The organism is Nonomuraea jabiensis, from assembly GCF_014204795.1.
Taxonomy (GTDB): Bacteria; Actinomycetota; Actinomycetes; order Streptosporangiales; family Streptosporangiaceae; genus Nonomuraea; species Nonomuraea jabiensis.
In genome coordinates this window covers 3,194,770-3,214,715 of record NZ_JACHMB010000001.1, presented here as the reverse complement: position 1 = coordinate 3,214,715, position 19,946 = coordinate 3,194,770, and the positions used below count along the sequence as shown (strand labels likewise).

Sequence of the window (19,946 nt, the reverse complement as noted above, 5' to 3'; positions counted from 1 at the left end):
CTTCGTAAGCCTCGCGGATCATGTCCGGAGGACGTACGGTGGCTGCATGGGTAGAGTCGTGATGCTCGTGCTGGGGACCCTGCTGGGTCTCTTCGTGCTGTTCAATTTCCTGCTGCCGATGCTGGTGGGCCTGGTCAAGATCGCTCTGATCATCGGGGTGATCGCTCTGCTCGTCTTCGTCGCGGTCACCGTGGTGGGCAAGTCCTCCCGGTCGCATTGACGTTCCTGCTGTTCGACCCGTGGCTGGTCGGGATCACCATGCTGGCGATCCTGCTGCTGGCCACGTGGGCAGCCACGTTCCTGCCCATCCTCAGTGGGGAGCCGCCGAGCTTTCCGCTGAGTTACGCGCGCCGCACGGCCTACCAGCGGCAGCGCGACCCTGACGCGGCCGGTCGCTCGCGTCCACGAGCCCCTTAGGCATGCCCCGCTTCATCGCCAAGCGGGGCTCCTCGCACGAGTGAGCCCTTTCCCCCATCTCACTCCAAGTAGGGCTCATGATCGATTCTCTTGTCACGTTCGTCATCAGCATGTCCGGGGGCAGTGCCGCGCTGGGCATCGTGCTGTTCACCCTGGCCGTACGCCTCCTGCTGCTGCCCCTGAACGTCCGCCAGTCCCGGTCCATGAAGATCCGCCGGCGGCTCGCCCCCAAGCTGCGCGAGCTGCAGAAGCGCCATGCGCGCAACCCCGAGCGGCTGGCCAAGGAGACCTCGGCGCTGTTCGCCAAGGAAGGCACGTCGCCGTTCGCCGGGTTCCTGCCGATGCTGGGGCAGTTTCCGTTCATGTGGCTGATGTTCCGGGTGGCCACGCATCCGACCGCGCTGGCCGGACAGACCCTTTTCGGCGCTCCGCTGGGCCAGCAGGTGGCCGGGGTGGTGGCTAATTTCGGTCTGGTCAGTGCACCGGTTTTGGTCTTTGCCGTGGTCATCGCGCTGGTCGCGGTGGTGGCATGGTTCTCCGCCAGGAACATCGAGGTGACCGAGGACCAGCCGGAATGGCTGAAACGGCTCCTGCCGTGGCTGCCGTACGGCTCCGTGCTGGCCACGCTGGTGCTGCCGCTCGCGGCAGGGCTCTACCTGCTCGTGTCCATGGCCTGGGCCACGACCGAGCGGGCGGTGCTGGCTAGCCGGCCTCTCTGAGGGCTGTGACCTGCCCGTTCATCGACGCGCGAGGAGCGGGCAGGATGGCCCACACCGTGGTCGTGTCGCCGTCGTGCCGGACCCCCCAGCTCTCCGCCACGTACTCCACGATGCCGAGCCCCCGGCCCCCGAGCGACGACAGGGTCGGGCGGCCCGCGCGCGGCTCGGTCGCCGCACCCCCGTCGCTCACCGCCACTTCGATGTGATCGTCACTCCGCAGCCACGCCACTCTCACCATCCCCGACGGAAGGGGATGCGCGTGCCTCAGTGCGTTGCTCAGCAGCTCGCTCACCACGAGCACCGCGTCGTCGATCGCGGTCGAAAAGACCCCGCTGTCCTGCAGCTCATTGCTCAGGCGCTGGCGGGCGACAGCGACGCTGGACGGCGCGTACGGCAGCAGCACCACGCTTGACACACCCACCTCCCCGTTCCCTGTGCCCCCCGCGGGAACACTCCCCGGTACGACCGAAATGCCCCGTTACTCGATCCCAGAAACCGCATCTCGATCACAGCTTGTACACATTGGACGATAGATCAGCTCAACTGTGACCACCTCGTTACCGCCTCGGTGTGTCGGATCCGATAGGGAAACTAGGCCCCCAAAGCCGGCAGTTCGAGACGCATCCGTGTGCCGCCTCCGGGTCTCGGGTGCGCGCTCACGTCTCCGCCTTGGGCCCTGGCGAGGCTGCGGACTATGTAGAGACCGAGCCCCACTCCACCAAACCGTCTCCGGTCGCCGCTGTCCACCTGGACGAACCTCTCAAAGATCCTCTCTCGGTCAGTCGGGGCGATACCGACCCCTTCATCGTCCACGACCACGACGACGTTGCCGGCCTCGGGCCAGGCCTCCACGCTGATCAGCCCGCCCTTGGGCGAGTACTTGAACGCGTTCTCCAGCAGCTGCCCCAGCACGATGTCCGTGGCCAGGGCGTCCCCCAGCACGTTCGGCAGCCCGTCCGGGATGACGACCTCCACCCGGTGCTTGTCCGACAGCGCGGGCAGCCCGAGCGTGGCCGCGTCGATCCGCTCGGCCAGGTCGAACTCCTCGATCCGCACCTTGAGCTCGTCGGCCCCCGCCCTGGCCCCGAGCAGCAGGTGGTCCATGAGCTCGCCCAGCGACCTGGCCCGCTCGGCGATCGTGTGCACGGCCGAGCGGCGTTCGGGGTCGCTCATCTTGTCCCAGCGCCGGTCGAGCGTGCTGGCGAACCCGCGCACGATCGTGATCGGCGTACGCAGCTCGTGGCTGGTCGTGGCCAGGAACAGGTCCTTGGCCTCCTCCAGTTCCTTGGCCGTGGTCACGTCGCGGAAGTCGATGACCACCTCGCCGGTCTCCTCGATCTGCGCGCTCACCACGTCCAGCCACCGCCCGGTCTCCATCTGGAACGTGACCTTCTCGCCCGGCTTGGGCAGCGGGAACGGCGGCGGCCCGCCGATGACGGCCTCGGCCGGGAACGCGGTGAGCTCGGCGGCGGCCGGGTTCCACCGGACGACCCGCCCCGATCCGTCGAGCACGGCGATGCCGTCGGCGCTGGCGTCGAAGACGGCCTGCTCGTGCGCCCGCTGCCGGACCGCCTCCTGGTAGGCCACCGCGTTGCCGACGGCGATGCCCGCATGGCCCGCCAGGAGCTCCAGCAGCTCCAGTTCGAGGTGTCCGAGTGTGCTCTGGGCGAACAGCGCGTACAGGGCCCCGTACGGGCGCCCTCCGACGGCCGCCAGACCCAGCGCGATCGTGTGCAGCCCCTTCAGCCGGGCCCACACCAGGTCCTCGAGCCCGTTCGACTCCAGCATGACGGTCTTGCCGGTGCGTAAGAGCTTGTCGACGAGGCTCGTGCGCAGGTCCGTGGTGGTGCCCCTGATGGCCTCCGGCAGCTGGTACGTGCTGACCAGCCGTAACCGTTCGCCCTCGATCAGCACGAACCCGCCCGCGTCCGCCCCGGTGAGCTCCGTGAGGCTGGCCGAGATCCGGTCGAGCACGGCCGACAGCTCCAGCTCGGAGTTGATGTCGCCGACCACGTCGGTGAGCCGGCGCACCAGCCTGGCCCGGCGCGCCATGCGGTCCTTGGCCACCTGGTCGGCCCGCGCGAGGTGGTGCACGCAGACGTACCCGGCCACGGAGCTCCCGAGGCGCAGCGCGCTGATGTCGACGCGCACGTCGAGCATGGTCCCGTCGTCGCGTAAACGCTTGGTGCGGACCGAGACCTGGCCGCCGGTGCGTACGCGTTCGAGCACGGCGTTGTGCTCGGCGGTCAGCTCGCCCGGCACGATCGGCGCCCGGCGCCCGAGCATCTCCTCCGCCGTCCACCCGAACAGCCGTTCGGCCGCCTCGTTCCAGACCAGTACGCTCTGATCACGGTCGACGACCACGACGGCGTTGGGCGAACCGGCGAGGGCAGCGCGAGCTATCTCGTCGTCACTACCGGCCCATTCGTCCCCCACTTCTCCATAGTGCACGTGGCGTGGTGAGTGCGTCGGGCGATCCGTCCGATACGCTGCGGTCACGGTGATTCTCGGCGGCGGGAGGCTGGTGGCATGTCGAGCGGCGATCTCGATGCCCTGTTGCGCGTGACCTCCAGCACCTATCGAGGTGAGGCGCCTCCTGACATCGCGTTCGGCACCTATGACGGGGCCGTCGGCAGGCTGGTGCTCGCGGTCACCGGCAAGGGCATCGCGGCGTGCAGCTTCGAGCCGGAAAACGCCGTGTTCGAGCTGGTCACGAGGCACGTGGGCAGGTTCATCGGGCCGGATCCGCGCCGGCTCGACCCGGTGCGCAGAGAGCTGGACGCCTACTTCTCCGGCCGCCTGCGCGCGTTCACCACGCCCGTCGACCTGACGCTGGCGACGTCCTTCGCCCGCACGGTGCTGCAGAAGACGATGGCGGTCCCGTACGGCACCACCACGACGCTGGAGGAGATCGGCGCGAGCATCGGCAGGCCGCGCGCGCTGCGGGCGATCGGCAACGCGCTGGCCTCCAACCCCGTGTCCGTGATCGTGCCGTGCCACCGGGTGGTGCGCGAGGACGGCGCGCTCGGCGACTACGCGGGTGGCGCGGCCGCCAAGCAACACCTGCTCAACGTCGAAAAGCGCGCGTCGACCAGCTGATCAGCAGGGTGACCAGCACGGCGACGATGGCCGCGCCGAGCGCCCCGTTCATCCACGGCTGCCGGGTGAAGCCGATGGCGTCGCGGACCTGCTGCCAGAAGCCGTCCCACGGCTTGACCGTGGGCGTGGAGGTCGTCAGCCAGTACGCCACGAAGCCGAGGGCCCACGGCACCAGCCTCGACCAGCGCGAGGGCGCGTTCTGCGCGGTGTTCCAGCTCCGCGAGCCACCGAGCACGAAGTAGTCCACGGCCAGCACCGCGAACATCGGCACGAACACCGCCCCGATCACCCCCAGGAACGCCCCGTACGAGTTGACGTCCACGACCAGGGCGATCGCGACACTCAGCACGCCGATGGCGACGGAGAAGACGCGCCGGTCCACCCGGGGCATCAGGTTCTGCAGCGAGACCGTGGTGGAGTAGACGTTGGCGAACGACTGGTCGGTCTCCCGCAGCACCAGGATCGCGAAGAACAGCGCGCCCAGCGGCACCGCCACGAACGCGCCGAACACCGACGTCCCGTCGGCCGCCACCTTGTCCGCCCCCGCCATGGCCACCGCGAACACGCCCAGGCCCAGGCAGGCCACCTGGGCCAGCGTGTAGCCGCCGACCACGCCGGTGAAGGCGGCCCTGCTCGACCTGGAGTGCCGGGCGAAGTCGGCCGCCATCGGCACCCACGACACCGACAGGGCGATCACGTAGTCCACCGCCGGGGCGAACGCCGTCCAGGACCCGCCGGTGTGCGCGGGCGCCCTGGTCAGGAAGAACCAGGCGAACCACACCATCGACACGATCACGCCGATGGTGACGTACCGCCGCAGCAGCCTGACGGACCCGAGCGGCCAGATCGTGAGCGCGGTGGTCAGCACCCCCGCCACGATCACCCACACCTGGTACGGCACGGCGCCGAAGATCGCGCCGGCCGCCTTGGCGATCACCCACAGCTCGAACGCGGCCCAGCCGAGCATCTGGACGATGTTCAACACCGTGGGAACGTAAGAGATCCGCGCCCCGAACAGGCCCCGCAGCAGCACCATCGCGGGCTGCCCCGTCTGGGTGCCCGGGACGGCGGACAGGCCCACCATGGCGGTGCCGATCAGGCTGCCGACCACGGTCGCCACGAGCGCGGCGGCCAGGCTGAGCGGGGCGTCGGGCAGGGGGTTGAGCAGGAGCAGCGCGCCGGAGAAACCCAGAAGGCTGACTCCGAGGTTCGCCCAGAGCGCACCCTGATCGAGCACGCCCAGGGTCTTCGGCGGCCTGCCTTCAAGAGTCAGCGGAACTTCGTCGACGACATGCGTCATCGCACACTCCCTACGCCGGCATTATCCGGACAGGTTCAGGCGGTCGGCAGCGGATCTATGGCTGCCCTCTCAGCCCGGCGCACCCCGAGCTCCCGCGACAATCTGCAGTTGGCGCCCTCATCATGCCTCAGCGACGGCGAAACCGCCACAGTGGCGGCCTTTCTACGCCACGAACGGCTGCTGCCCGGTCTCGCTGACCATCGGGCGGCGCGCGAACTCCCACGACTGCATGCCGCCGCCGACGTTGACGGCGTCGCGCCCCAGCTGGTTGAGCCAGGCCGCGACCTGCAGGGACCGGCCGCCCACCCGGCAGACGACGTAGACCGTGCGGTCGCCGGGCACCTCGTCGACCCGCCCCTGAATCTGCGTCATGGGGATGTGCACGGCCTCCGGGGCATGCCCCGCGACCCATTCGTCCTGCTCACGGACGTCGAGCAGGTAAGCGTCTGCCGGAACGGCACTGGCCTCTATCTCAGGAACGGTCATGACTCCATCATCTCGCGCCTGGCGTCGTAGGCGGCACGCGCCGCGGCGATCTCCTCCTGGTGCGCCTCCGTCCAGGTGACCAGCGACTTGATGGTCTGGTGCAGCGTACGGCCGAGCGGCGTGAGCGCGTAGTCAACCCTGGGCGGCACGACGGGATGGACCGTGCGGCTGACCAGGCCGTCGCGCTCCAGCTGGCGCAGGGTCACGCTGAGCATGCGCTGGCTGACGCCGTCGATCTCGCGGCGGAGCTGGGTGAAGCGCAGGCTCTGGCAGTCGAGCAGGGCGATCACGAGCAGCGACCACTTGTCGGCGATGCGGTCGAGGATCTGGCGCACCTCGCAGTCCTCGCGCGTGTCCCACTGGCGCACGTCGTAGTCGTCGAGCGGTTCCACAGTGCCCTCTTCCATGCCTTCTTCCATCGGGCTCACTTGAGAAGGCGGGACAGCCGGCGGTCGGCGAGGGGCTTGCCGCCGGTCTGGCAGGTGGGGCAGTACTGCAGCGAGGAATCCGCGAAGGACACCTCCCGGATCGTGTCGCCGCAGACGTCGCACGGCTGCCCGGTCCGGTTGTGGACCCGCAGCCCCGACTTCTTCTCCGCCTTGAGGTCCTTGGCCGCCAGCCCGTGCGCCCGCTCCACCGCCTCCCGCAGGGTGGTGATGATGGCCTCGTGCAGGTCGGCGATCTGCGCGTCCGTCAGCGTGGCCGCGATCTTGAACGGGGACATCCTGGCCGCGTGCAGCACCTCGTCCGAGTACGCGTTCCCGATGCCGGCGATGATCTTCTGGTCGCGCAGCAGCCCCTTGATCTGGGTGCGGTTGCCGCCCACGATGCGCTTGAGCGCGTCGACGGTGAAGGACTCGTCGAGAGGGTCGGGGCCGAGGGCCGCGATGCCGGGGACGTCGTCCGGGTTCGTGGTGACGTAGACGGCCAGGCGCTTCTGCGTCCCCGCCTCCGTCAGCTCGAACCCGGGCGCCAGGCCCTCCTCGTCGGGCGCCAGCCGGACCCGTACCGCGAGCGGGCCCTTGCCGGGACGTACGGGCTTCGCGCCCGACAGGTCGTCGCGCCAGCGCAGCCACCCCGCCCGGGCCAGGTGGATGACCAGATGGAGGCCGTCACAGTCGAGGTCGAGGAACTTGCCGTGCCGCGCCACCCCGGTGATGGTCAGCCCGCCGAGCGCGGTCACCGGCGGGTCGAACGTCTTGAGCGCCTGGATGGCCACCACGTCGATCCCCAGGACGGTACGGCCCACGGCCCGCTCGCGCAGGAAATGGGTGAGCGACTCCACTTCGGGAAGTTCCGGCATGTCCCCAGGGTACGTGCGCGTCCGGCCGTCCACAGCCTGTGGACGGCTACGGCACGCTCCAGAAGGCCAGCTCGTGCGCCATCCCCTCGGCGAACAGCTCCTCGGCCCGCGCGGGGTCCGGCGCGGCCTCGTCGATCAGCTGCGCGATGCGCGCGGTGAGCGCCGCGAACGCCGGATCCGCGTACGTGTCCACCCACGCCCGATATTTCGACTCAGCAGGCGAAATTTCCGCCAATATCTGTCCGAGACTCGAATATCCCCACATACACGGATAAAGCGCCGCCAGCCCCTCCCCGTACGACGCCGCCGACTCCAGCAGGAACCCCGTGTACGCCACGCACGCCGGCCCCTTCACCGCCCCCTCCAGATCGGCGCCGAACCCGGCCGACAGCGACCGGTGCAGGCTCAGCTCGTCGTGGTACGTCGTGTGCGCCAGGTCCACCAGGTCGCCCAGATGCCCGTCGGGCGCCTGCCAGGCCAGCCGCGCGAACACCCGTACGTAGTCGAGCAGGAACAGGTAGTCCTGCTCCAGCCACGACCTGAACACCGACTCGGGCAGGTCGCCACGCGCGATGCCGGCCACGGTCGGATGTTCGAGCTGCGCCCGCAGCAACGGGCGGCCGACGGCGTGCAACCTCTCCGAGATGCTCATGGCTGGGAGGTTAGTGTCGAAGCATGACTGTGACGATCGCCGAGGAACTCCTCCTGCTCGCCTACAACGACGAGAAGGGCACGCAGCTCGTCTCCGGCACCCAGCTCGACCCGGCCCTCGCCGGCGCGCTCCTCGCCGAGCTGGCCGTCAACGGCCGGCTGGAGCTGTCGGACAAGAAGGTGACGGTCAAGGACCCGTCCCCGCTCGGCGACCCGGAGCTGGACGCCACGCTGGCCCGCATCGCCGAGGAGGGCAAGGAGCGCAAGCCCGCCTGGTGGGTCCAGCGGCTGCAGTCGGGCAAGCTGCGCAAGCGCCTGCTCACCAGGCTGGCGGAGTCGGGCGTGCTGAGCGAGCAGCGCGGCAAGGTGCTGGGCGTCTTCCCCACGACGCGCTGGCCCGAGGCCGACCCCGACGTGGAGGCCGAGGTCAGGGACCGGGTGATCAGCGCGCTGGCGGGCGCCGACCCCGACGCCCGCACGGCCGTCCTGATCGCCATCGCGCACGCGGCCAAGCTCGACCGCAAGGCCTTTCCCGAGGCGAGCAAGCAGCGCGTCAAGGAGATCGCGGAGGGCGCCTGGACGGCCGACGCGGTCGCCCAGACCATCGCCGCCATCAACGCGGTCATGATCACGACGATCACCGCGGCGACCGTCGCCGCGACGACCACCGCCACGGGGTGAGCCGCGCTAGTTGCCGGTGTCGATGACGTCCTTCGGCACCGGCTTGTCCGCCTTCAGGGCGTTGAAGAGGGCCAGCGCCTTGGGCCGGTCCGACTTGATCGCCTCGCCGCCGTCCGCCAGCCGCTCGGTGCCGCCGAACGGGACCACCGTCGTCACGGGGCTGTCGCCCATCGCCAGCCCCAGCGACAGCAGGTCGAAGGCGCCCGTGTCGCCGTCGACCGAGACCGCGTCGGTGGCGCTCATCGCCAGCGGGATCGACGTGAACGGGTTGATCAGCACTCCGGGGCTGGCCGCCTTCTTCACGACCGCGCCCAGGAACTGCCGCTGCCGCTTGGTCCGCTCGAAGTCGGGCAGCGCGCCGCCCTTTCTGGTCCGTACGTAACCCAGGGCCTGGGCGCCGTTGAGCACCTGCGTGCCCTTCTTCAGCTTCAGCCCGGCCTTCGGGTCGTCCACGGCGGCCCGTACGTTGATCTCGACGCCCCCGATGGCGTCCACGATCCCGACGAACCCGGCGAACCCGATCTCCATGTAGTGGTCGACATGCACGCCCGTCACCGACTCCACGGTGCGGACCAGCAGCTGCGGCCCGCCGTTGTAGGCGGCGTTGAGCTTGTCGCGCTTCCTGCCCGGGATGTCGACGGCCAGGTCGCGCGGGAGGCTGACCAGCGTCGGCTTGTCGCTGCCCTCGGGGATGTGCAGCAGCATCATCGAGTCCGTGCGCTGCCCGACCGCCTGGCCCGTGCGCAGCTTCTTGCGCTCGGCGGCCGACAGGCCCTTGCGGCTGTCGGAGCCGACGAGCAGCCAGTTGGTGCCGGGGGTGTCGGCGGGCCGGCCCTGATAGTCGTCGAGCACGCCGTCGATGCCGGCGATCCGGGAGTTGATCCAGAAGAACATGCCGACGCCCGCCACCAGCAACGCGACCAGGACCCCGGCGACGATCTTCAGGATCGTCCGGCCGGACACCCGCCTGCGGGGCTTCGACGGGTCCGAGGGGCCGCGCCTCGACCGCAGCGGCTGGACCGGGCTGCTGCCGGCGCGGGCCCGGCCGTACACGCGCGAGCGACCCTGGGGCGGCCCGTCCGGGGCGGGGCTGGGAGAGGCGGCGCCTGACCCCGGCTCGGGGTACTGCGGGGCCACAGGCAGCTTGTGCGTGGGCGCACCCGGCCCCCCGGCGGGCGCGGACGGGACCTGGTGAGCCGGCGCGCCCCCGGCGCGCAGGCCGTCACCTGGCCTCGGCGGCAGCGGGCGGCCGTCGCCTGGCGAGCGCATGGCCCGCGTCCGGTCGTCCTCAGACACTTCGCCTTCTTCCCTTCGATTTGCCATAAACGCTACGTCGAACCCCCCACCAGTGAAGACACTCGGCCAAGGTTTTCCTATGGAAAAGTACGCGGAACCAGGGAAGAGTCACCGCGGAAACATAGATGCCACCAGCATCGTTACGGTTATGGACGACCTCTATCGAAGGGAAGATCGTGTCCGCTCCGGACCCGTGGAGTCTTTGCCCGTGCGCCAGCACGGGTTCCTCTGAGAGCTCACCATGGTGAGCGCCTATCTGGGCCTGCTGGCCCTCATCCTCCTCACGGCGGCGACCGGCTACTTCGTCGCTCAGGAGTTCGCCTTCGTAGCCGCCGACCGCGCCCTGCTCCGCGAGCAGGCGGCGGCAGGTGACCCGGCCGCCGAAAAAGCGCTCCAGGTCACGTCCCGCCTCTCCTTCATGCTCTCCGGCGCCCAGCTCGGCATCACCGTGACCGCACTGCTGGTCGGCTTCCTGGCCGAGCCCGCGATCGCGACGATCGTACGACCATGGCTGGCGGACACCGGCCTGTCCGACACCGTGATCACCGGGCTCTCGGTCGCCATCGGCGTCTTCGTGGCGACCGTGGTCCAGATGGTCCTGGGCGAGCTCGCGCCCAAGAACCTGGGCATCGCCAGGCCGGAGCCGGTGGCCAAGTTCCTGGCGGGCTCGACGCTGGTCTACCTGGCCGTGGTGGGCCCGGTGGTCAAGCTGTTCGACTCGGCGGCGACCGGCCTGCTCAGGCGCGTGGGCATCGAGCCGGTGGAGGAGGTGGAGCACGGCGCGACGCCCGAGGAGCTCTCCCGCATCATCGAGGAGTCGACCATGGCGGGCGAACTCCCGCCGAGACTCTCCGACCTGCTCGAACGGGCCCTGGAGTTCGGCGACCGCACGGCGGAGGAGATCATGGTCCCCCGCCCGCGCGTCGTCGTGCTGCGCTCCGAACAGCCCATCTCTGACCTGATCGAGACCATGCGCAGCTGCGGCCACTCCCGCTACCCCGTCATCAACGAGGACGGCGACGTCACGGGCGTGACGGGCGTGCGCGAACTCCTCTCGTCGGGTCTGCAGGAGGGCGAGATGGCGAGCATCACCCGCCCCGCCCTGCTGGTCCCTGACTCGCTCCCGCTCCCCGCCGTGCTCGACCGGATGCGCGTGGCCAAGGACGACATCGCCTGCGTCATCGACGAGTACGGCGGCCTGGCCGGCGTCATCACCGTCGAGGACCTGGCCGAGGAGCTGGTCGGCGAGCTGGTGGACGAGAACGACCCGGAGCCGGCCGGCGTGGTCGAGCACCCGGGCGGCATCTGGGAGGTCCCGGGCCGGCTGCGGCTCGACGAGGTCGAGCGCGCCACGGGCGTCGCGCTCCCGGAGAGCGACGACTACGACACCCTCGCGGGCCTCGTCCTGGCCAAGCTGGGCAGGATGCCCGACGAGGGCGACACGGTGACGGTGCCGATCGAACAGGACACCGACCCCTTCGCAGAGGACGAACAGGAACACCTGGCAGAACTGACAGTGATGTCTCTCAACCGCAGAGTGCCCGAGTGGGTCCGCGTGGCCCCCGTCCAGCACGCGGAGGCGGCCCGATGACCATGCTCGTCGTCAGCCTCGCGCTGCTGGCCTTCAACGCGCTCTTCGTGGCCGCCGAATTCGCCTTCGTCTCCGCCAGGCGCCACCGCCTGGAGGAGATCGCCTCCCGCAACAACCGCCTGATCAGGCTGGCGGCCAGGTCGGCGGTCGGCGGCACCAAGCAGCTCTCCCTCATGCTGGCGGGTGCCCAGCTCGGCATCACGCTGTGCACCCTGGGCCTCGGCCAGGTGACGGAGCCCGCGATCGAGCACACCCTGGAGCCGGTCTTCGCCGCCCTCGGCGTCCCGGAGGGCCTGCGCATGCCCATCGCGCTGACGATCGCCCTGGCTCTGGTGACCTTCCTCCACATGGTGGTGGGCGAGATGGCGCCGAAGTCGTGGGCCCTGACCCACCCGGAACGCTCGGCCCTGCTGCTGACCGTCCCCTTCCGCGCCTTCACCTGGGTGATGCGCCCGCTCCTGTCGTCCCTGAACGGCCTGACCAACCTGGTCCTGCGCCTGTTCGGCGTCCAGCCCAGGAACGAGCTGGCCACGACCAGAACCCCCCGCCAGCTGGCCATGCTGGTGGGCGAGTCAGGCCGCATGGGCCTCCTGGACCGCGACGAGCACGACCTCCTGACCCGCGCCCTCCGCCTGGACGACGAGGGAATAGAACGCCTGATGATCCCAATAAGCCAGGCGGTAATGGTCCCACCCCAGGCAAACACGACAGAGATCAAGGAAGCAGCAGCAAAAAGCGGCCACCTAAGACTCCTGGTAGGCACACCCGGCAACATCAGAGGCGCCCTCCACGCCAGAGACGCCCTCCTGCAGCCGGCAAGCACGGCAGAGGACCTCTGCCGCCCCCTACCGAAGCTCCCCTGCGTAACCCAGGTCCCAGAGGCCGTGACGGCCCTCCAGGAGGCAAGAGCCCACCTGGTCCTGGTGACAGCTCAGGCGGGTGAGGTAATCGGCATGGTGAGCCTCACAGACCTCCTGGGCGAACTCCTGGACACCAGAACCCTGGCCACTGTGACGTAAAACACACCGACAAGTCACCCGAAAGCAGGTTGCAACCAAACGGGCGTACCGTCAAAACACGGCACGCCCGTTACCAACAGGTTCTTGAAAAGAGAGACGCCCCCTCTTGCGATCCACCAAACACTTCGCCAATGTGGGTCTGCCATGAGACGACAACCACAGCGATGGAGGGTCTGGGAGCCCGCTCCCAGACAGGGGGGCCCGGGGGACCTCCCCCGGAAGATGCTGGGGGTCCGGGGGTCATCCCCCGGAAGATGCTGGGGGTCCGGGGGTCATCCCCCGGAAGAAATGACGAGGGGACCCGAGGGAGCAAGCCTGCAAGGCTTGCGACCAGGAGTCCCCAGTCACCGAGTGGGCGAGGAGGGATTTGAACCCTCACGTCCTTTCGGACACACGGACCTGAACCGTGCGCGTCTGCCGTTCCGCCACCCGCCCTTGTGGGTGCGGAAAGAACACTAGCACGGAACAGCCACTGGTACTGAACCCGGATACGATCGCATAAGACACGGGAGCGGAGGAGCTGGGCGCGACAGCCGACGAGCGCCAGGGATGCCGTGACGTGGAACGAGCGGAAACCGGGCGCCGGACGCGTCTGGGGGCCGCGATCATATGCACGGAGGAAGGGAGGTACCCGGTGGGAGTCCTTCAGCGCTTCGAGCGAAGGCTCGAAGGCTTGGTTGAGGGGGCCTTTGCGCGGGCGTTCAAATCTGACCTTCAGCCGGTCGAGGTCGCCAGCGCGGTTCAGCGGGAGATGGATGAGCGTGCGGCGATCGTCGCTCAAGGTCGCACGCTCGTGCCCAACGACTTCGTGGTTGAGCTGTCCACGACCGACAGCGAACGGCTTGAGGTCTACGCCGACAGCATCAGTCACGAGCTGGCCAACCTTGCCAGGGAGTACGCCAAGGAACAGGGCTACTCCTTTGTGGGACCGGTCCGGGTCCGCTTCGAGACCGCCGGCGATCTGGCTGTGGGGCTGTTCCGCATCAGGTCCGGCGTCATCCGCGGCGCGACGGTCGAGCAGGACGAGATTCGCCAGCCGGCGAGCGACCTGCCTCCGTCGAGGCCGAACGCTTTCAACGGGCGGCCGCGGCTGCTCGTCTCCACTCAGGACGACCCGCAGGGCGACCGTTCCTACGAGCTCACCACTCCGGTGACCTTGCTCGGCAGGGGCACCGACTGCGATCTTCGTCTGGTCGATCCGGGAGTCTCGCGACACCACGCGGAGTTGCGCGTCGAGGGCCAGATGGTGGTCCTCGTCGATCTCGGATCCACCAACGGCACTTTCGTCAACGGCCAGCCGGTACGCAGGATCGAGCTCCAGAACGGCACGCGAGTGACGTTGGGGCGCACGACTCTGGTGTTCCGGCGCGATTAGGGGTAGACAAACGGTCCATGTCCGAGCTCACGCTGCTGCTGATCCGGCTCGCCTTCCTGGCGGTGCTGTGGTTCTTCGTCATTGCCGCAGTCGGCGTGATCCGGACTGACTTGTTCGGTTCACGCACGGCTCCCGCGGGTCCACGCAAGGGCGTGAAACCCGCCAAACCGCCGGCTAAGCCCAAGAACAAAAAGGGCGAGCCACGCCAGCTCATCGTTACCGGTGGCCCCTTGCAGGGCACCACCATTAACCTCACGGAGACGCCCATCACCATTGGCCGGGCCAATGACGCCACGCTGGTAGTCACCGACGACTACGCTTCCAGCCGGCATGCCCGGCTCTTTCCCCAGGACGGTCAATGGATCGTGGAAGATCTTGGGTCCACCAACGGCACGTATCTCGACCGCTCGAAAGTCACCCGCCCGACCCCGGTGCCGCTCGGTGTTCCGATCCGTGTCGGCAAGACAGTCATTGAATTGCGCAAATGACCATCGCACTCCGCTACGCCGCCCGCTCGGACGTCGGCCTCCTCCGCGAAGGGAACGAGGACTCGGCGTACGCTAGCGGCCGCCTGCTCGCCGTCGCAGACGGTATGGGCGGGCACGCACACGGCGAGGTGGCGAGTTCAGTCGCCATCGCCGCCATGGCCTCTCTGGAAGAGGCCCAACAGGGGGGTGACCTGCTCAACGCCATCGAGGCAGCGGTACGCGACGCCAATCGCAGGCTGCACGAAATGGTGGGGCGGGATCCCAGCCTCAAAGGCATGGGCACGACTCTGACGGCCATGCTCTGGCACGGCACCCAGGTCGCACTGGTGCACGTCGGCGACTCGCGCGCCTACCTGCTCAGGCGCGGGGAGCTCTACCAGATCACCCATGACCACACGCTGGTGCAGCAGCTCGTCGACGACGGGCGCATCACGCCGGAAGAGGCGGCCACGCATCCGCAGCGCTCGATCCTGCTGCGCGCGCTCGACGGCAGCGGTGAGGTCGATCCCGACCTGACCCTCCGCGAGGCGCAGATCGGCGACCGCTACCTGCTGTGTTCCGACGGCCTGTCGGGGGTGGTGAGCGCGGAGACGTTGCACGCCACGCTCACCAACATCGACGATCCCGAAGAGGTCGTGCGCCAGCTCATCGATCTGGCGAACAGAGGTGGCGGGCCCGACAACATCACGTGCGTGCTGGCCGACGTGCTGGAGATCACCGATGGGCAGCAGGTGCCCGCCGAGGCCGCCGTGGTCGGCGCCGCGGGCATGAACCGGCTGCGCGGCAATCCCCAGGAGACCCAGCCGGGGCGAGCCCACGCGGTGACCGCGCCCCAGCCGGTCCTCACTGACGACGACTTCGATGAGCCGGTCGCCGAGGCGCCCCGGCGCAGGCGTCGTCGGGTGTGGCCCGTGCTGGTCACCGTGTTCGGCATAGGCGTCGTCGCCGTAGGCGTCGGCGGTTATTTTGGATATCAGTGGACTCAGGACCAGTTCTTCGTCGGCGCTAGGGGCGACGAAGTGGTCGTGTTCCAGGGGATCCAGAAAGAGCTGGGTCCCTTCCAGCTCTTCAAGGTCACCAAGTCCACCGGCCGGCAGCTCTCCAAGCTGTCCGACGCCGACCAGGCGCTGATCAAGAGCGGCATTCCGGTCAGCAACCCCGACGAAGGCATTACGAGGATCAACGCTTTGAAGTTCGCCCAGGACGACAAGGACGACAGCGACGACACCCCCGCCGCGACCGCCAGCTCGTCGCCCACGCCATCCGTGAGCGCGACCAAGACGAAGCAACGGTAAATGAGCGAAGTCGCAGCCTCCCCCGTCCCCATGCCGGCCAAGCGCCGCATGGCCCAGCTCGTCATGCTCGCGCTGGCGGTGCTGATCGTCATGGGGGCCTATGCCAACGTGGGCCTGGCGGTGGACGGCAAGATCCCCGCGGGCATGCTGGCGTACGGACTGGGGCTGGGCGGCCTGATGCTGGCCGCCTACCTCGTTCTGGCGAAGTTCGCCCCCTGGGCCGACCCGCTGGTCCTGCCGCTGGTGACCCTGATCAACGGTCTCGGCCTGGTGATGATCTACCGGCTGGAGGCCGCCAAGATGGGCGGCGCGTCCACCACCAACCAGATCATGTGGACGGGTCTCGGCGTCGTCATGTTCTCGATCACCCTGATCGTGCTGCGTGACCATCGCATGCTCCAGCGCCTGACCTACACCGCGGGCGCCGTCGGCCTGGTCCTGCTCGCCATCCCGGCGGTGCTGCCCGGCAGCCTCAGCGAGGTGCAGGGCGCCAAGATCTGGATCCGCATCGGCGGCTTCTCCATCCAGCCGGGCGAGTTCGCCAAGCTCGCGCTGGTCGTCTTCTTCGCCGGCTATCTGGTGGCCAAGCGCGACGTGCTGGCGCTGGCCGGGCGGCGGCTGCTCTTCATCGACCTGCCCAGGGCAAGGGACCTCGGTCCCATCCTCGTCACCTGGGGGCTCAGCCTGCTCGTCCTGGTCTTCGAGAAGGACCTGGGCACTTCGCTGCTGCTGTTCGGCACGTTCATCGCGATGCTCTACATCGCCACCCAGCGCACCTCCTGGGTGCTGATCGGCCTGCTGCTCTTCGTCGGCGGCGCCTATCTCGCGGGGCTGGCGTTCTCCCACGTCGGCGACCGGTTCGAGATCTGGCTCAACCCGGGCTCCGAGGAGTTCTACAACCGCGAGATCGGCGGCAGCTACCAGATCATGCAGGGCCTGTTCGGGTTCGGGGCGGGCGGCATCCTGGGCACGGGGCTCGGCCAGGGCAATCCCCAGCTGATCCCGCTGTCGTTCTCCGACTTCATCTTCGCCGCGACCGGCGAGGAGCTGGGCCTGACCGGCCTGATGGCGCTGCTGATGATGTACGCCCTGCTGGTCGAGCGCGGCCTGCGCACCTCGCTGGCGGCCCGCGACCCGTTCTCCAAGCTCCTGGCGGGCGGCCTGTCGTTCATCCTGGCCTGGCAGGTCTTCATCATCGTCGGCGGTGTGACGAATCTCATCCCCTTGACCGGCCTGGTCACCCCGTTCATGTCCCAGGGTGGCTCGGCGTTGCTGGCTAACTGGATCCTTATCGCGCTATTGGTACGCATGTCAGACGCGGCGCGGCGGCCTCCGCCCCAGGCGATCCAGAACGAAGGACTGACGCAGGTGTTCCAGCGATGAACAGCACTCTGAAGCGCGTGGCAGTGGCCTGCCTGGCCATGTTCGCGCTCCTGATGATCAACGTGAACTACCTGCAGGCCGTGAAAGCCGAGGGCCTGCGCGGCGACGCCCGCAACACCCGCAACTTCTACGAGCGCTACGCCATCGAGCGTGGCCGCATCACGGCGGGCGGCAAGGTGCTCGCGCAGTCCGTCGAGACCAAGGACCCCCGGTTCAGGTTCGTCAGGCAGTACCCCGAGGCCAGGCTCTACGCCCACGTCACCGGCTTCTTCTCGCCGGAGAGCGAGAGCGCCATCGAGAGGTCCGAGAACCAGCTGCTCAACGGCTCCAGCGCCGACCTGCTGCTGCGGCGGAGCATCGACCTGTTCACCGGCGAGCCGACCAGGGGCGCCAACGTCGATCTCACGATCAACCCCAAGGCGCAGAAGGCGGCCTACGACGCGCTGCGGCAGAGCGGCAAGCGCGGCGCGCTCGTGGCGCTCGACCCGAAGACGGGCGGGATCCTGGCGATGGTCTCGCTGCCGACCTACGACCCGACCGAGCTGTCCACCACCGACAAGGGCAAGGTCTTCCCCCGCTACGAGGAGCTGGCCAAGGACAAGAGCCAGCCGCTGCTCAACCGTACGGTCGCGCAGACCTACCCGCCCGGCTCGACGTTCAAGGTCGTGACCATGGCGGCCTACCTCGAGGACGACTCCTCGCGCGGCCCGCAGACCAACGTGGACGCGCCGCAGCGGCTGCCGCTGCCCAACACGAACATCAGCCTGCCCAACTACGGCGGCGCGGCCTGCGGCTCCGGCTCGGTGACGCTGACGTTCGCGCTGGAGAAGTCCTGCAACACGCCGTTCGGCAAGATGGGCATGGAGCTGGGCTACGACAAGATGAAGGAGCAGACCGAGAAGTTCGGCATGGGGCAGCCGCTCGCCGTGCCGATGTCGGTCACCAACAGCGACTTCGGCCCGGAAGAGGACAAGGCCGCCCTGGCCATGGCCTCGATCGGGCAGCGCAGCAACCGCATGACCCCGATGCAGATGGCCATGATCGCCGCGGGCATCGCCAATGACGGCAAGGTGATGAAGCCGTACCTGGTCAACAAGATCACCGACGCCAAGGGCGACACGATCAAGCAGGCCGACCCCGAGGAGCTGTCGGAAGCGGTCAGCTCCGAGACGGCGGGCAAGCTGCGTGAGATGATGGTCAGCGTCGTCCAGAACGGCACCGCAAACCTGGCGCAGGTCCCAGGCGTCCAAGTAGCGGGTAAGACGGGCACCGCGGAGACGGCCGACAAGCAGCCACCGCATGCCTGGTTCATCTCCTTCGCGCCTGCCGAGGACCCGAAGGTGGCCCTGGCGGTCATCGTCGAGTCCGGTGCTGCCAACGTCGGCGCGGAGGCGACCGGCGGCCACACCGCCGCGCCGATCGCGAAGGCCGTGCTGGAGGCGGTGCTGAACAAGTGAGTGACGGTAACCTGCTGGGTCATGCGGCTCCGTAACCGCTACCTCCTGATCTCCCGCATCGCCACGGGCGGTATGGGAGAGGTCTGGCGTGCCCGCGACGAGTTGCTCGGGCGCGAGGTGGCGGTGAAGATCCTGCGCAGCCACATCTACGCCGACCCCACGTTCCGCGAGCGGTTCAGGAACGAGGCGCGCATCACCGCGGCCCTGGCCGACCCGGGAGTGGCGCAGATCTTCGACTACGGCGAGCAGAGCGACCTGGCCTACCTCGTGATGGAGCTGGTGCACGGCGAGCCGCTGTCGGCCATCCTGGCGCGCAACGGCTCCATCGGGCCCGAGGTGACGCTTGACGTGGTGGGCCAGACGGCCAAGGCGCTGCACGCCGCGCACACCGCCGGGATCATCCACCGCGACATCAAGCCGGGAAACCTGCTGGTCACCTCCGAGGGGACCATCAAGGTCACGGACTTCGGCATCGCGCGGGCCCTGGAGGCGGCTCCGGTCACGCAGACGGGCACCGTGCTGGGCACGGCCCAGTACGTCAGCCCCGAGCAGGCCCAGGGGTTCCCGCTCACTCCCGCGACCGACCTCTACTCGCTGGGCGTGGTGGCCTACGAGTGCCTGGCCGGGCGCACGCCGTTCCGCGGCGACAGCCAGGTGGCGATCGCGCTGCAGCACCTCAACGAGCACCCGCCGCCCCTCGGGGTGGACGTGCCCGCGCCGGTGCGCGAGCTGGTCATGTCGCTGCTGTCGAAGGACCCCGCGCGGCGCCCGGCCTCGGCGCTGGAGGTGGCCGACCGGGCCTACCTGCTGCGCGAGTCGCTGGCCAGCGCCGAGCAGGGCGCCGACCTCAGCATGCTCACCGACCCGGGCGGCTTCCGGGTACGCGAGCCGGCCCCGGAGGACGAGCAGGAGACGGACCACCTCCACTCGGCCACCACGCCGCAGGTGCCGGCCGTGGGAAAGCGCCACAGGCGGACGCTGGCCCTGGTCGCCACCGCGGGCTGCGCGGCCGCGGTGGGGCTCACCGCCATCACGTTCGCCGACCGGCAGCCGCCGCAGCCGACGCCGGACGTGGCCGAGCCGACCAGGTCGGCGGTGACATCGCACGACCGGGCGACACCCTCGCCCACGAAAAGACGCACCAAGCGGCCTTCCGTGGTTCCGGTGAAGTCACCGAGGCCTATACCCTCGCGGTCAGCTACGGTAAGCAAGTCGGCAACTCCCACCAAGAAGCCGACACCGAAACCGACCCCGACCACCCGTACCCCTACACCCACACCGACCCCGACGCCCACCACTACACCCAAAACTCCGACACCCACCGCCTCGCCGGACCCGGGTGATACAAACCCGCCCAAGGAGGAGACGTGATGCGCTATGGGGTCG

At 69.0% G+C, this 19,946-nt stretch carries 21 protein-coding genes, 1 tRNA gene and 1 riboswitch; of the genes, 13 read left to right on the top strand and 9 right to left on the bottom strand.

Features of this window, described 5'->3' with window-relative positions:
- Nucleotides 1–46: 46 nt before the first annotated feature.
- The 3 genes from HD596_RS14310 to HD596_RS14300 all read left to right on the top strand — a co-directional run bounded on the left by HD596_RS14310 (nucleotide 47) and on the right by HD596_RS14300 (nucleotide 1,136).
- Entirely contained in the window at nucleotides 47–220 is a 174-nt protein-coding gene (locus HD596_RS14310) for a hypothetical protein (RefSeq protein ID WP_185079462.1), read from the top strand.
- Entirely contained in the window at nucleotides 217–417 is a 201-nt protein-coding gene (locus HD596_RS14305; protein ID WP_185079461.1) for a DUF6412 domain-containing protein, read from the top strand. The genes HD596_RS14310 and HD596_RS14305 overlap by 4 nt, the downstream gene beginning before the upstream one ends.
- Nucleotides 418–494: 77 nt before the next feature.
- Nucleotides 495–1,136: a YidC/Oxa1 family membrane protein insertase gene (locus tag HD596_RS14300; RefSeq protein ID WP_185069720.1), complete on the top strand. Its 642-nt coding sequence runs from the start codon at nucleotides 495–497 to the stop codon at nucleotides 1,134–1,136.
- Here the strand turns inward: HD596_RS14300 and HD596_RS14295 are convergent.
- Nucleotides 1,120–1,551 (bottom strand): ATP-binding protein, encoded by a 432-nt coding sequence (locus HD596_RS14295; protein ID WP_313044002.1) that lies wholly within the window; start codon nucleotides 1,549–1,551, stop codon nucleotides 1,120–1,122. The genes HD596_RS14300 and HD596_RS14295 overlap by 17 nt on opposite strands.
- A gap of 176 nt (nucleotides 1,552–1,727) precedes the next feature.
- Complete coding sequence (locus tag HD596_RS14290) at nucleotides 1,728–3,572, bottom strand: sensor histidine kinase (RefSeq protein WP_185069718.1); 1,845 nt, start codon at nucleotides 3,570–3,572, stop codon at nucleotides 1,728–1,730.
- 126 nt (nucleotides 3,573–3,698) lie between these two features.
- Here HD596_RS14290 and HD596_RS14285 point away from each other — a divergent pair, with 126 nt between their 5' ends.
- Nucleotides 3,699–4,235, top strand: a complete 537-nt coding sequence (locus HD596_RS14285; RefSeq protein ID WP_313043999.1) for a methylated-DNA--[protein]-cysteine S-methyltransferase — start codon at nucleotides 3,699–3,701, stop codon at nucleotides 4,233–4,235.
- On the opposite strand, the gene HD596_RS14280 is transcribed toward HD596_RS14285, so the two are convergent.
- From HD596_RS14280 to HD596_RS14260, 5 genes are all read right to left on the bottom strand, one after another.
- Complete coding sequence (locus tag HD596_RS14280) at nucleotides 4,204–5,535, bottom strand: purine-cytosine permease family protein (RefSeq protein ID WP_185069716.1); 1,332 nt, start codon at nucleotides 5,533–5,535, stop codon at nucleotides 4,204–4,206. The two genes, HD596_RS14285 and HD596_RS14280, sit on opposite strands and share 32 nt — an antisense overlap.
- A riboswitch (TPP riboswitch) is annotated at nucleotides 5,526–5,641 on the bottom strand. (Overlaps the previous gene by 10 nt.)
- A gap of 56 nt (nucleotides 5,642–5,697) precedes the next feature.
- Nucleotides 5,698–6,021: a rhodanese-like domain-containing protein gene (locus HD596_RS14275; RefSeq protein WP_185069715.1), complete on the bottom strand. Its 324-nt coding sequence runs from the start codon at nucleotides 6,019–6,021 to the stop codon at nucleotides 5,698–5,700.
- Nucleotides 6,018–6,428 (bottom strand): winged helix-turn-helix transcriptional regulator, encoded by a 411-nt coding sequence (locus tag HD596_RS14270; protein WP_221519321.1) that lies wholly within the window; start codon nucleotides 6,426–6,428, stop codon nucleotides 6,018–6,020. Before HD596_RS14270 ends, HD596_RS14275 begins: the two co-directional genes overlap by 4 nt.
- Before the next feature lie 17 nt (nucleotides 6,429–6,445).
- Nucleotides 6,446–7,324: an Fpg/Nei family DNA glycosylase gene (locus HD596_RS14265; RefSeq protein WP_185069713.1), complete on the bottom strand. Its 879-nt coding sequence runs from the start codon at nucleotides 7,322–7,324 to the stop codon at nucleotides 6,446–6,448.
- Nucleotides 7,325–7,370: 46 nt separating this feature from the next.
- Nucleotides 7,371–7,976 (bottom strand): TenA family protein, encoded by a 606-nt coding sequence (locus tag HD596_RS14260; protein ID WP_185069712.1) that lies wholly within the window; start codon nucleotides 7,974–7,976, stop codon nucleotides 7,371–7,373.
- Nucleotides 7,977–7,999: 23 nt separating this feature from the next.
- On the opposite strand from HD596_RS14260, the gene HD596_RS14255 reads away from it, so the two are divergent.
- Nucleotides 8,000–8,656: a GOLPH3/VPS74 family protein gene (locus HD596_RS14255; RefSeq protein WP_185069711.1), complete on the top strand. Its 657-nt coding sequence runs from the start codon at nucleotides 8,000–8,002 to the stop codon at nucleotides 8,654–8,656.
- A 6-nt stretch (nucleotides 8,657–8,662) separates the two neighbouring features.
- On the opposite strand, the gene HD596_RS14250 is transcribed toward HD596_RS14255, so the two are convergent.
- Complete coding sequence (locus tag HD596_RS14250; RefSeq protein WP_313043989.1) at nucleotides 8,663–9,952, bottom strand: LCP family protein; 1,290 nt, start codon at nucleotides 9,950–9,952, stop codon at nucleotides 8,663–8,665.
- A 241-nt stretch (nucleotides 9,953–10,193) separates the two neighbouring features.
- Between HD596_RS14250 and HD596_RS14245 the strand changes: the two genes are divergently transcribed.
- Both HD596_RS14245 and HD596_RS14240 read left to right on the top strand, forming a co-directional pair.
- A complete protein-coding gene (locus tag HD596_RS14245) occupies nucleotides 10,194–11,543 on the top strand; it encodes a hemolysin family protein (RefSeq protein WP_221519320.1) in 1,350 nt (449 codons plus the stop codon).
- Nucleotides 11,540–12,562, top strand: a complete 1,023-nt coding sequence (locus HD596_RS14240; RefSeq protein ID WP_185069710.1) for a hemolysin family protein — start codon at nucleotides 11,540–11,542, stop codon at nucleotides 12,560–12,562. Before HD596_RS14245 ends, HD596_RS14240 begins: the two co-directional genes overlap by 4 nt.
- Nucleotides 12,563–12,914: 352 nt before the next feature.
- On the opposite strand, the gene HD596_RS14235 is transcribed toward HD596_RS14240, so the two are convergent.
- A tRNA-Leu gene (locus tag HD596_RS14235) sits at nucleotides 12,915–12,997 on the bottom strand.
- Between the two features lie 199 nt (nucleotides 12,998–13,196).
- Between HD596_RS14235 and HD596_RS14230 the strand changes: the two genes are divergently transcribed.
- Genes HD596_RS14230 through HD596_RS14205 form a run of 6 tightly spaced genes read left to right on the top strand, consistent with a single transcriptional unit; the run spans nucleotide 13,197 to nucleotide 19,931 of the window.
- Nucleotides 13,197–13,937 carry an FHA domain-containing protein gene (locus tag HD596_RS14230; protein ID WP_185069709.1) on the top strand — a complete coding sequence of 247 codons (741 nt, stop codon included), beginning with the start codon at nucleotides 13,197–13,199 and terminating at the stop codon, nucleotides 13,935–13,937.
- A gap of 17 nt (nucleotides 13,938–13,954) precedes the next feature.
- Entirely contained in the window at nucleotides 13,955–14,425 is a 471-nt protein-coding gene (locus HD596_RS14225; RefSeq protein WP_185069708.1) for an FHA domain-containing protein FhaB/FipA, read from the top strand.
- Nucleotides 14,422–15,720 (top strand): Stp1/IreP family PP2C-type Ser/Thr phosphatase, encoded by a 1,299-nt coding sequence (locus tag HD596_RS14220; RefSeq protein ID WP_185069707.1) that lies wholly within the window; start codon nucleotides 14,422–14,424, stop codon nucleotides 15,718–15,720. The genes HD596_RS14225 and HD596_RS14220 overlap by 4 nt, the downstream gene beginning before the upstream one ends.
- The gene (locus HD596_RS14215) at nucleotides 15,721–17,103 is read left to right on the top strand and encodes an FtsW/RodA/SpoVE family cell cycle protein (RefSeq protein WP_221519319.1); all 1,383 of its coding nucleotides are present in this window, start codon (nucleotides 15,721–15,723) and stop codon (nucleotides 17,101–17,103) included. It begins immediately after the preceding gene.
- Entirely contained in the window at nucleotides 17,100–18,560 is a 1,461-nt protein-coding gene (locus HD596_RS14210; protein ID WP_185069706.1) for a peptidoglycan D,D-transpeptidase FtsI family protein, read from the top strand. Before HD596_RS14215 ends, HD596_RS14210 begins: the two co-directional genes overlap by 4 nt.
- A 21-nt stretch (nucleotides 18,561–18,581) precedes the next feature.
- Nucleotides 18,582–19,931, top strand: a complete 1,350-nt coding sequence (locus HD596_RS14205) for a serine/threonine-protein kinase (protein ID WP_185069705.1) — start codon at nucleotides 18,582–18,584, stop codon at nucleotides 19,929–19,931.
- The last annotated feature ends 15 nt before the right edge of the window (nucleotides 19,932–19,946 follow it).